Source organism: Dokdonia pacifica (assembly GCF_900188275.1).
In the GTDB taxonomy this organism is placed as follows: Bacteria; Bacteroidota; Bacteroidia; order Flavobacteriales; family Flavobacteriaceae; genus Dokdonia; species Dokdonia pacifica.
In genome coordinates this window covers 177,837-190,089 of sequence record NZ_FZNY01000003.1, presented here as the reverse complement: position 1 = coordinate 190,089, position 12,253 = coordinate 177,837, and the positions used below count along the sequence as shown (strand labels likewise).

Here is a 12,253-nt window from a genome sequence, read left to right as displayed (position 1 = left end):
CACTAAGAAGTTAGCCAACGATTATTTTTAATCATGTGCTAACTTCTTATTGAAATCCCCCTTGTTATCGCTTATAAAAAATCAAAAGATAAAGTCATAATTCTAGGTGCCTCTGGCTTTCTAGGTGCTGCACTCTATAAAGAGCTCTATAGATATTATGATACCTATGGCACCTATCATTCTGGAAAAATATATAGTGACAATAAACACTTTTTCAGATACGACCTCATCGCTGATGATGTGTTTGAATTACTCAAAAAAGTACGACCCTCTGTCATTATATCTGCGTTACGAGGTCCGTTTCCTGCGCAGTTAGAAGCACATGAACTCATCACAGAATATGCTGCTATGAGTGGCTGTAGAGTCATCTTTTTATCAAGTGCCAATGTATTTGATGCCTTCTCCCACTACCCTAGTTATGAGCATGACAAGACCTTATCTGAAAGTATTTACGGAAAGCTTAAAATACGTATAGAGACTTTACTCATGCGTAACTTACCTGAAAAGCAATATGCTATTGTCAGATTGCCGATGGTCTTTGGAGTACAGTCCTCACGCGTACGCGAACTCAAAAACAACCTCCTACTTGGAGAGCCTATTGAAGTATTTCCGCATTTGATTATCAATACCACCACCGACTCCAAGTTTAGTCAACAGGTACATTATATCATCAATCGGAAATTACATGGGATTTTTCATCTAGGAAGTTCTGATTTGATCCATCATAAGGAGTTTATACACGACCTGATTACCATGTTTGACATTAGCAGAAAACCGTTGTATAAAAATGTATACACCAGTAATTTTGATCGCTATTTAGCCGTACTCCCTAGAGACAATAAACTCCCCAAGCATTTAAGCATTACCAATGAAGAGGTAGTCGCTGGAAGTCAGAAGTTGTGATGCTCGTACATGGACATTGAGTGATTTTATCATAGCTGAAATTGTATCGAAATGCTGACTCGTAATTAATGACATAAGACCGCTTTGCTATAGGACGTAGGACATAAGGCTTTTTTAAATCAAAAATCCACAATCCACAATCTCCAATCATTTCTTTTTTCCCGCTTTCGCGAAAATGAATACATTGTAGGTAATACTAATAACATAACAAATGGGATATATACTATGTGAATATCATGGAGGAAATGTCACAGCATTTATATCAAAATATCATGCAAACAAAGCTAATAATCAAGAAGTATGTGTTGACACCGAAGTGTTAAAAGTCCAAGTTGTAGATAAAAAAGAACTATTTAATGGAGCCTATATCATAGATATTTCTCTAGTAAATACGCTTGGCATTAAAGACATGAAAATTGATTTTCAAACCGATCAAAAGAAATTTGAAGCTCTCTTTGATGCTCTTGAACCCGTTTGTTCTAAATGCTTGGAAGCATATTTAAATGAAGACTAATTCTTAAAGTCTTCAATCTCCAATCTTTTATTATAGATTATTGTTATGGGAAGCCGTAATAAAGTGTTATTAGAATATGGTAGATTTCGTAATGATTACAAAAGTTTATAGTCATCTATAAGCATAATTAAACCATTATTCATCACACCAAAACACCTAATTAACAGCAAATTATAAATGTAATGACTTAAAATTCGATTACATTTGATAAGAAGGATATTATTTATAATATACCATACACGTATGATATAAAGTAGTTGTGTTTCTTGCAAAAAGAGACTTGCGACACATTTTGGCGTTATGAAAAGAGAGCTTTGAAAAAACTTAAGATATTATGGAAAAGAAAACCCTATCAAACCTACTTGAAGGAAAAATATTTCAGATTCCCGATTATCAGCGTGGATACGCTTGGGAAGAAAAACAATGGAAAGATTTTGTACAAGACATTGACGCATTGATAGACGACAAAATTATTAGTCATTATACAGGAACAATTGTAATTCATCAACCACTAGACAAGCCTACTGAAAATTATGGCACTAAAAAACTTGAGGTCGTTGATATTGTAGATGGGCAACAGAGGCTGACAACTTGTAGTTTATATTTAGCAATCATACTAAACGAATTGATAAATAAGGGTCAGGAAGATTTTAAAGCTGAAATCTCAATTTATCTTTTGTCAGGTACAAAAAGTAAGCTAAGGCTAAATAATGATACTGCTGACTTCTTTTTTGACTTAATATCTAAGGGCAGTACAAATGTTAATGCATCAACAGTTCACCAAAAAAGGCTTTCGAAGGGGTATAATTACCTGAAGTTACATATTGGAGAACAATTAGAAAAACGTGAAGCAGAAGGGATTGAATATCTAAAAGACTTATTTGATGCAATAATTAGGAAACTTAATTTCTCATTCTATCCTATCGAAGTTGAAAGTGAAATTGGTATGACTTTCGAACTTATGAATTCAAGAGGCAAAGGCCTTTCATCATTAGAATTGTTAAAAAACTATTTGATGTACTGGGTTTATAGGAATGTCAGTTTACCAAACGAAAAAGAAGATTTAACAGGTACTATTAATAAATCGTGGAAAGAAATTTATATCAACATAGCCAATTGTAATGGTAGTGAAAATCAGTGTTTGAGAATAGCATGGACATTGTACCATTCCTACACTCCAAAACATTGGGACGGTTATACAGGATTTAAATCTAATGATGTTATTCCATTAAGGGATTTTTCTAAGAAAACTAAAGAGGATACTCAGAATTTCATTTCAATAATAATCTCTGGTTTAGCGGAAATATCAATGCATTATTCTGAGATAATAAAGCCATCTAAAGATTCTAAAATAGAAGATGAATTTACTTGGTTAACAAAAATTAAAAATGCTGGTAATGTCGCTAACTACCTTCCATTAATGATTGCGGTTAGAAAAAGTGTCGTAGCAGGCGAAATAACCCCCGAGAGTTACATTGCATTACTCAAAGCTTTAGAATTGTTTTCTTACAGAGTTTTCCTGTGGTCAGGAAAACGAAGCAATGCTGGACTATCAAAGTTTTACCGATGGGCAGATGATGTTTTTACAAAAAAGCATAGTGTAGAATCAGTAACGAATTGGATTTTAGATACAATTAACTGGTATTCAGTCGAGAATAGTTTTAGAAAAGAACTGAAAGAGGAATTTTATGATTGGTATCATTGGCGTAGATTATTAAGATATACCTTGTACGAACTAGAATTATGGTTATTAAAATCTCAGGGAAAAGGAGCAAAACCAAAATTAACGTGGAATGATTTGACTGATGCCACATTTGAACATATTCTTCCTCAAAATCCAGATGAAAATTCACAATGGAAAAAGAAATGGTCAGAATCAGATATTCGTTTATATCTCCATGATATTTCAAATATTGTCTTAACAAAAGACAATTCTCATTATTTGAATTTTGATTTTGATAGAAAAAAAGGAAACCCAGGAGCAGGACATTGTTATGCTAATTCAGATATAAGACAAGAAAGGAAAATTTCAGAATTTGACGATTGGACTGTAGATAGTTGCAAGGAGCGCAGAAAATCACTTGTTTCTTGGATTATTGAAAGATGGGGAATTGATAAACATTTTGAGATGCCCCAAGATATTGAAGAAGTGGAAGAGGAGGAAATTGTTGAATAAAGCACGAAAGCACAACAATGTGTATAATTCATAAGGGCTATCGCTCGTCTGTGACGAGTGCTCTTAAATAACACACCATGAAAGAAATCACCATACTCTTCCTTCTATTATGCCTCGTGATAGGAAAATGGTGGTTTGACAAATGGCTCTTCAATAGAAAACGTAAAAAGCGACGCGATTATTACAGAAACGTATATCTAAAATCTGACGCCTGGAAACGCAAACGCTATGTCGTTTTAAAACGCGATAACTGGACCTGTGTGTATTGTGGAAAGCGAGCAATCCATACCAGTTGTTAATTGAATTTACTAGAAAAGAAAAAGATTATTTTTTTCTTTATATGAGGAAGAGAAATAAGGCATAGCCTTAGCTACGGCTTCTTTTTATTCTGAAATAGAAAGGAAAAAAGGACGTTTTATTACGGTAAATTCAATTAGTAAATGGTATAAGGTACATCATAAACGCTATGCAAAAAAGAACATTGGCAAAGAACCTATCAAATGGCTTGTCTCTATTTGCAAAACGTGTCACGATGGCTTACATAAGTAAAACAACATCCTGACACGTCTCACAATTCTCTTATCTCTTATCTCTTATCTCTTATCTCTTATCTCTTATCTCTTATCGATTATAAGGATATTCACTGATCCAATGGAAACCTCTATTAATTAATAAAAAGTCTTCTTCTCCTAGTTTTCGAGTTTTTCCAGAGATAGTATCATTTTTAAAGATATACTGAAAATCTAAGGTATTTTCTGTTTTGGTATACTTAAAATCAAAAGAACTTGCGGCATCATCAGAAGGAGAAAATTTAATCAGCTGTTGTCCTGTAGAATCAATCACAATGTTAAAATTCACTCTTTCCTTATTCATTTTGTGTACTTGCACTCTACCCGCTCTTTCAAAACGTAGTTCTTTCCAACGTACATCACTATTATAATCTACAAGCGTATCGCCATTCACCACATAATTGGTTACCTCATAAATTCCGTATAATGGAGGATTAGGTTCATTTAAACCATATTCTTCTTTAGATTCTATGGCTCTATAAAGACCATAACCCAAGGCGTATGCAACAATCAATCCTTTCAAGACACCTAAACTAATCCGTAGCCACTTTTTAAATGGAGGCCGTGGAATGGTGGTTAATTTTTCTACTGCTTTATTGGTAACTAAAAACTGCATTACTTTCTTAATATCTCGTGATAAAAGGAATACGGTCATAATCACAAGATGTGTAGACAAGATCTTTACAGGAACATCAAAGAAGTAATTAACTGCCATGACATTCATCGTAGTCATTAAAGTAATCACAGCTCCAAAAGTAAGTGTACGTCTAAATAGTAATAAGCCAGCGAGTACCTCTGCAATTCCCATAAACATATTATACCCTTCAGAGAATCCTAAGAAAGTCCATGCTAATCCCATAGGAGAAGACTCCCCATAGGTTTCCATCAATCTATAAAAACTAGGAGGTTGAAATTGTAACTGAATTACTTTTACTAAACCATAACCAATAAGCATCAACCCTACATAATAGCGCATTCCCGTTGTTAACCAATAGTATAACTTTTTATAATTAGTACGTTTTCTATCTAACAGCGACCAGATAAGCGTACCGATAACAGCCGTTAGAAAAACAATAAAAACAACTAAATAATCATAAGTGGTATCTCCACTTCCATTAGGCCCTGTATTTACATCATACGGAATCCCAACAACAGCTTTACCAAACCAAGTGGCAAAATTTTGCATTAACTCAACAGGCTTCTCTGCTATATATCCAAAATAAGGATAGGCGCCATTGTTTTGAAAAAAGATAATTAATAGGAAATAGATAAATGAAAATCGGAACCCCATTTTTCCAGCCCTAGACCATGTATTCTCATCGGTAGATGATGTGTAGGTCATCAATGAAAATACGATTAAAAATAAATACAATAAGGTTATAAAAATACCAATATTCGGAAGCAGTGCTTCGGGATTTCCAGTATCATCTGAGATATCTTTTCCTTCTACTAAAATCGAATAATCTCCATCTACACGATCATCACTAGAACTAGAGGTAAACTCTCTTACCAAAGAAATCTCACCCGAAGAAATCCCCGGACTCCAATCTGGAATGATACGATCTGCCACCTTATTTTCAAAACTAGCATTCTTAATGTCTACAGGTTGATACACACCTGAATCATCTTCTATGTAAAGCTCCATCTTATCAAAGAAGAACTTCCCATTATACATGCAAATCCCTCCAAAAACAATCTTTTCTGCAGCCGCATCTATCGTCCCTTCGACTGTATACTCGGTCCACGCATTTGTTTTGATAGGTCTATCCCTCATATTATCAAAAAAACCTCTCCCTTGTTCAGGTTTATTATCTACTCTTGCCCAAATTCCAGACCAAGCCTTTTCATCATTGGTGTCGGTTTTTGCATAAGCAACCACCTTAAATTTCTTTATCGAGTCAGTTTGAACTTCTACTGTTTGTGAAAAGGATGTCCAGTATCGAGAAACTTCTTTAACATTTTGACTGTTTACAGAGATACTAAGTAAAATTGTGAAGAGAATGGTGATGAACCTTTTTATATACATATTGATGAATTTTATAAACCAAATATATAAAACTTCTGTTTGGATTTTGGGAGTATGCTCGTATACACTATGTTAATTATGAAAAATACAAGAATATGATATACGCTTTCGCGAAAGCGAACTTGTGAGATTCACGACCAGAGGGAGAATGAAATGGTAAATCGAACTTGCGAGACCTGCCTGCCGGCAGGCAGGTTCACGACCAGAGGGAGAGCAAAGCGATAAAGCGTATAAAGCGTATAAAGCGTATAAAGAAAATGACCCTAAAAAAACATCTTGAAGAACGATTCCATAAATTTCTTACCTTCATACCCAATCAATACATCATAGCTATATGAAAACGAACTTCATTCTTCTACTTCTTGTTATAAGTACATTTGTTACTAGCTGCCAAAAAGATACATCTCTTGACAAAAAAGGAAGAGTCAAAGTAACTATCTTATATCCAAATAGCGACGGAAAAACTTTTGATATGGATTATTATGCGACTAAGCATATGCCTATGGTTGCCGATCTGATGGGAGATGCTCTTAAAGGATTGCATATAGATACCGGTATTTCTGGACGAACACCTAACGATCCTATCCCCTATCTCGCCATTGGATATTTATATTTTGATTCTCTTGAAGCTTACCAAGAAGCATTTGCCCCCGTAGCAGAAAAAATCGTCACTGATATCCCAAACTACACCAATACACAACCTGTGATTCAAATTAGTGAAATTGTGCAATGAGTTAATGAGTTAATGGGTTAATGGGTTAATGGGTTAATGGGTTAATGGGTTAATGGGTTAATGGAATATTAAAAAATAATAGAAAACTTCTTTACAATCTAAGCTATATTGGATAGCGTTTCTAATGTCAAAACCTCTATAAATTTCGGATTCCCAAACTGATAAAAAAACGGCTATAAACTTTTTGTAAAAATTACGACAAAGAAGCAAATTATACTTTTTTGTAGTAATTTAGACAACTATATATGATCGTGCTTTGCTCATGATCATACCATATCCAAATACTACATATAGTAAATCAAATAACATAGTATCTGCCTATACAAAGGCGAAGCTTATGAAACATACAAACATGCTAGATTACATCAAAGATGTATTAGAACATATACCTACAGATTGGTTAACCTTAACAACCCATCGTTTAGATATTTACAAGGAAGAACTGGCTAAAACGGAGTTTATAGAACAGTTTGAAACTTTATATACAAATCATAATTCTGAGTCTAAAGAACTTCAGGAATTACCTACTGCTTTTGATTATATAAGATTAGGACACCCATTATCGTGTGTACTAGAATGGACACTTGCAAAAATGCACGATGTACCTTCAGAAAATGTGATTAGTTTTTCTTCAAAAACAACTCCTATTTTAGCGATTCTTAGAAAGAACTTATTGGATCGTAAAAAGACACAAATTCTATATACCGAAGCATTACCTCCATTTTTTGATGTTGATGTATTACACCGTATCTATGGATATACATTTGATGTCAAAAAAATTGAAGATATATCTGCTATTTCTGAGTTTGATGGAAGTACCATCTTTATTTCGGAACAAAAGGATATGCATGCCATTCACTTAACACCACACATTGATTTTTACCTCAATACAAATGATGAGTTAGGAAGTGTGTTACTCGTAAATGGAGTACAAAACGAAGACTATATTTCAGAAATTCAGCATGTACGTAGACGAGAGACCATTGCGATGACTCCGGCTAATTGTTATACCGTTTTAAAATCTATAACAGGAACAGCTCCTACAACTACTGGAAGTAACACTGCTGAGAATAAAACAAATGTCGTAACAGCCATTAAAGAAATCACAGGTACAGCTACAAAAGCGCTTGTAGGCTCTAGTGGATTATCAGTGCAGTATGCAATTATGATGGGACTTGTGCATGATGCATTAGAAAACCATAAAGGAAAAGCCATCAAATTTGTAGTCCCTCCAAATTGCTACGGAGGTACCAATGACCAAGCCAGACGTGTTGCCGCATGTATTGATAATGTTGACATCGTAGATCTCCCTGTAGATGGCGATAATGATATGGTACAAAGTATCCATACCGTTTTAGATCAAATCGCTAGCGAAGATGCCATCCCATATATCATTGCTGAAATTCCTACAAACCCAAGAGTAGAAGTTCCTGATCTTATTCAATTAAAAGAAGCCTTACAAAAAGAACGAAAAACAGCAACAGGAGAAACGGCTGTCGATCCTGTTTTTATTTTAGATCAAACATTTTGTCCGAATGTACTCTTCTTAGGAGAAGGAGAAATACTGTCGTCTGTACGAGCTATTTCGTATGCTAGTGGTTCTAAATTTCCAAGTGGCGGACGTTGTACCGCAGGATATTGTGTAGGTAATCAGAAAGCAGCAGCCTTAATGACTACTATAGAAACGCATTTACATCTTTGTGATAACGAAGCAACAGCATTGCAATATGAAATTCTAGCAGCGCAATTGCCGTCTATGAATCAGCGTATTGCAGATGCATATAAAAACACGCGTGAGTTTGTAAACTTTATTCACGATACCTTACCTGACGCAAAAATCAATTTTGTTTCAGAAGAACTGGCAGCACAAGGATTTACGCCTTCTGTATTTTCGTTAGATCTTCCTACCAAAGGCGCTACCGATGAAGAAAAGGAAGCCTACAAAAGAGCTTTGAATCATAAACTCATCCATTTGATGATTACAGAAATTCCAAATGAAAGTAAGTACTGTGTGAGTTATGGACAGTTAAAAGGATGCTACTGGACCATTCCTGCTACCTCAACACAAGGAACTACTAAAGAAGGAGATAAAGATTACATAGCCCGTGTAGCACTATCACCAGATATGGATCTAGCACTTCATAAAAAAGTATTCGCTGATTTTGTTGAAAGTATGTAATACTGAACGCGTTATGCATAAATAGAGATAACCGGTTGTGCATTTTGACAAAACAACCGTCATAGTATCCTATCAATCTTCATTATTTTCCTCAAATCCTAAAGGAAGTAATGAAGGTTTCTTCGATTCACCCTTCAGGGAGGGGAAAAATCAAGAAATCTATTCAAAATGCACAACAGGTAAAGATGTTGTATTTTTATACGTATCAAAATATAACATCATGAAAAAAATAAGCATCTTATATCTATGCATATTCCTAGCTTTAGGAATGAATGCTCAAAATGTGATAGGCGCTTGGGAAGCTTACACCACTATGGATACTGGTGAAAAAATTCGAAGTGTTGTGATTTTTGCAGAGGGATATCAAGTAATCACTAGCTATAATGCAGATACAGGAGCATTTATCAGTTCTAATGGAGGTACTTGGTCATTAGAAGGAGATATGATGACCGAAATGGTAGAGTTTCATACAGACTCCCCAGAAAGTGTAGGTACTAAAGCACGCTTTAAAGTAGCTATTACGGATAGTACGCTTCAGATTGTAGGTAGCCCTACAAAACTTACGAGAATAGATGATGGAAGTCCTGGAAAACTTCAAGGAGCTTGGTTAATGTCTGGAAGAAAACGAGATGGGAAAATTCAAACACGAGACACTAGCAGACCTAGAAAAACCATGAAAATACTCTCTGGAACTCGATTTCAATGGATTGCTTATAATACAGAAACCAAACAATTTATGGGCACTGGTGGTGGCACTTATACCACTGTGGATGGTAAATACACAGAAAACATTGAATTTTTCTCTAGAGATGATTCCAAAGTAAATCGTAGTTTGGAATTTACCTTTGAGCTTATAGATGGTGCTTGGCATCACTCAGGTCTTTCTAGTAAAGGACAACCTATTTACGAAATTTGGAGCGTCAGAAAGTAGGATTTACTCCTATGAAATCTTGTTAAAAACTCCTGTTATTTTTTTCTTAAGTACGCTTTCGCGAAAGCGGAATTACGTACATTAGAGATGTGAGTATGTATGCGATTACATACGGCTCAAAACAGAATATACATTTTAAAAACAAACAGTTATGAAACTTACAGAAGCACAGATTAAAGACCGCTTAGAAGATTTTCCAGATTGGGAATATGAAGACAATGCAATTCATACCAGTTTAGAGTTTGAAAATTTTAGAGAAGTTTTTTCTACGATGACACGTATTGCCTTTGAAGCAGAACGTTTACAGCATCATCCAGATTGGAGTAATGTATATAATGAGTTGTCTATCACATTAACAACACACGACCATGGAGGCGTTACTGAAAATGATTTTGAATTGGCAGCAGCCATAGAAGATATTCTCAATGCATAGATGCTTTGAAAAGTCTTACTTTTTATTATTTTTACAGCCCTAACTAAAGTTTATATATGGGAAGAGCATTTGAATTCAGAAAAGCACGTAAAATGAAACGCTGGAGCGCTATGTCTAAAGCGTTTACACGTATTGGGAAAGATATTGTAATCGCTGTAAAAGAAGGTGGTCCTGATCCTGATAGTAATTCTAGGTTACGTGCCGTTATTCAGAATGCGAAGGCTGTAAACATGCCTAAAGACAATGTAGAGCGTGCTATTAAACGTGCTTCAGATAAAAGTCAAGGAGACTATAAAGAAGTGGTATTTGAAGGATATGCTCCACACGGTATTGCTATTCTTGTAGAAACCGCTACCGATAATAATACGCGTACCGTTGCAAACATTCGCTCCTATTTTAATAAATGTGATGGGAGTTTAGGAACTTCAGGATCTGTCGTTTTTATGTTTGATCATACGTGTAACTTCTGTGTAAATGGTGAAGGGCAAGATGTAGAAGAAATTGAACTAGAGTTTATAGACTATGGTGCCGATGAAGTTTTTCAAGATGAAGAAGGTATCCACATATATGGATCTTTTGAAAGCTTTGGAGCAATTCAAGGGGCATTAGAAGAACGTGAAATTGAAATTATCTCTTCTGGATTTGATCGTATTCCACAGGTGACAAAAACACTAACGACTGAACAAGAAGCCGATGTAAATAAACTTTTAGAGAAAATAGAAGAAGATGATGATGTGCAGAATGTATTCCATACCATGGAGGCTTCTGATGAAGAATAAAATAAATAGATATACCAATACTTAAAAAGAGCCATCAAAATTGATGGCTCTTTTTTGTAACCATCTATTCAAAAATGAGTCTTACAGACAATGATTCTTTAAAATAGCACTATGGCAAAAAAATATAGAAAACGTAAAATACTAGCAATTGTTATTGTTTTACTTATTGTTGCTGTGCTCTATATAACACATCACGTATTACCATATGCTATCATAGCACGTCACAAACAACCCTTAACAACTCTACCTTCAGAAATAGGTTTACAAGCTGAAGCTACTTCTTTTAAAATCAATGATAGCCTTCATCTAAAAGGATATTGGATTATGCCAGATAAAAACCCTCCTAAAAGCATTATGCTTTTATTACATGGTATTGGCGGAGGCAAAGAACATTTTTATGATTTAGCTAAATCACTTGCACAACAACAAGTGGCGTCCGTAGTATATGACGCTCGTGGGCATGGAGAAAGTGATGGACAATATATATCCTACGGATTTTATGAAAAACAAGATGTATCAATTATCGTAACTGAAGTAAAAAAACGATATCCAGATATTCCTATTGGTATTTGGGGAAATTCTATGGGTGGAGCCATCGCACTACAAGCCTTATCCATAGAACCTAGATTAGATTTTGGCGTGATAGAAAGTACTTTTACAGATTTAAATACCATTGTATATGAGTATCAAAAACGATATACTTTAGGACTGGGTCTTAAACCTATATGCGAACATGCCTTAAAACGCGCTGGAGAAATTGGAAAATTTGATCCTAAACAAGTACGCCCCATAGATGCCGTAAAAAATATTACCCAATCTATATTCTTAGCACATGGTACCGACGATCCTAATATTAATTTTAAATATGGTCAGGCCCTTTATAAAAATCTGAAATCTGAAGATAAAACCTTCTATCCTGTAGAAGGTGCAAATCATTACAACTTATTTGATGTGGGAGGTGATGCATATACAAATGCGATCATGACATTTATTAATAGACAATAAATATT

11 protein-coding genes are annotated in these 12,253 nt (G+C 34.9%); 10 read left to right on the top strand and 1 reads right to left on the bottom strand.

The window, feature by feature from the left end; genetic code table 11:
- The first annotated feature begins 48 nt into the window (after positions 1–48).
- The 4 genes from CHB80_RS10855 (at position 49) to CHB80_RS24385 (ending at position 3,892) form a co-directional block, all read left to right on the top strand.
- Positions 49–903: a sugar nucleotide-binding protein gene (locus CHB80_RS10855; protein ID WP_308489266.1), complete on the top strand. Its 855-nt coding sequence runs from the start codon at positions 49–51 to the stop codon at positions 901–903.
- 211 nt (positions 904–1,114) lie between these two features.
- Positions 1,115–1,417 carry a hypothetical protein gene (locus CHB80_RS10850; RefSeq protein WP_089371491.1) on the top strand — a complete coding sequence of 101 codons (303 nt, stop codon included), beginning with the start codon at positions 1,115–1,117 and terminating at the stop codon, positions 1,415–1,417.
- Between the two features lie 334 nt (positions 1,418–1,751).
- Positions 1,752–3,593, top strand: coding sequence for a DUF262 domain-containing protein (locus CHB80_RS10845; protein ID WP_089371490.1), 1,842 nt, complete (start codon positions 1,752–1,754; stop codon positions 3,591–3,593).
- Positions 3,594–3,670: 77 nt separating this feature from the next.
- The gene (locus CHB80_RS24385) at positions 3,671–3,892 is read left to right on the top strand and encodes a hypothetical protein (RefSeq protein ID WP_143337108.1); all 222 of its coding nucleotides are present in this window, start codon (positions 3,671–3,673) and stop codon (positions 3,890–3,892) included.
- A 322-nt stretch (positions 3,893–4,214) separates the two neighbouring features.
- Here the strand turns inward: CHB80_RS24385 and CHB80_RS10840 are convergent, their stop codons facing one another.
- The gene (locus CHB80_RS10840; RefSeq protein WP_089371489.1) at positions 4,215–6,188 is read right to left on the bottom strand and encodes a hypothetical protein; all 1,974 of its coding nucleotides are present in this window, start codon (positions 6,186–6,188) and stop codon (positions 4,215–4,217) included.
- A gap of 334 nt (positions 6,189–6,522) precedes the next feature.
- Here CHB80_RS10840 and CHB80_RS10835 point away from each other — a divergent pair, with 334 nt between their 5' ends.
- The 6 genes from CHB80_RS10835 (at position 6,523) to CHB80_RS10810 (ending at position 12,248) form a co-directional block, all read left to right on the top strand.
- Positions 6,523–6,921 carry an EthD family reductase gene (locus tag CHB80_RS10835; protein WP_089371488.1) on the top strand — a complete coding sequence of 133 codons (399 nt, stop codon included), beginning with the start codon at positions 6,523–6,525 and terminating at the stop codon, positions 6,919–6,921.
- 337 nt (positions 6,922–7,258) lie between these two features.
- Positions 7,259–9,100, top strand: coding sequence for a PLP-dependent aminotransferase family protein (locus CHB80_RS10830; protein WP_089371810.1), 1,842 nt, complete (start codon positions 7,259–7,261; stop codon positions 9,098–9,100).
- 220 nt (positions 9,101–9,320) lie between these two features.
- Complete coding sequence (locus CHB80_RS10825; protein ID WP_089371809.1) at positions 9,321–10,031, top strand: membrane or secreted protein; 711 nt, start codon at positions 9,321–9,323, stop codon at positions 10,029–10,031.
- 151 nt (positions 10,032–10,182) lie between these two features.
- Positions 10,183–10,464, top strand: a complete 282-nt coding sequence (locus CHB80_RS10820; RefSeq protein WP_089371487.1) for a 4a-hydroxytetrahydrobiopterin dehydratase — start codon at positions 10,183–10,185, stop codon at positions 10,462–10,464.
- A gap of 56 nt (positions 10,465–10,520) precedes the next feature.
- Positions 10,521–11,243 carry a YebC/PmpR family DNA-binding transcriptional regulator gene (locus CHB80_RS10815; RefSeq protein ID WP_089371486.1) on the top strand — a complete coding sequence of 241 codons (723 nt, stop codon included), beginning with the start codon at positions 10,521–10,523 and terminating at the stop codon, positions 11,241–11,243.
- Between the two features lie 111 nt (positions 11,244–11,354).
- Positions 11,355–12,248: an alpha/beta hydrolase gene (locus CHB80_RS10810; protein WP_089371485.1), complete on the top strand. Its 894-nt coding sequence runs from the start codon at positions 11,355–11,357 to the stop codon at positions 12,246–12,248.
- The last annotated feature ends 5 nt before the right edge of the window (positions 12,249–12,253 follow it).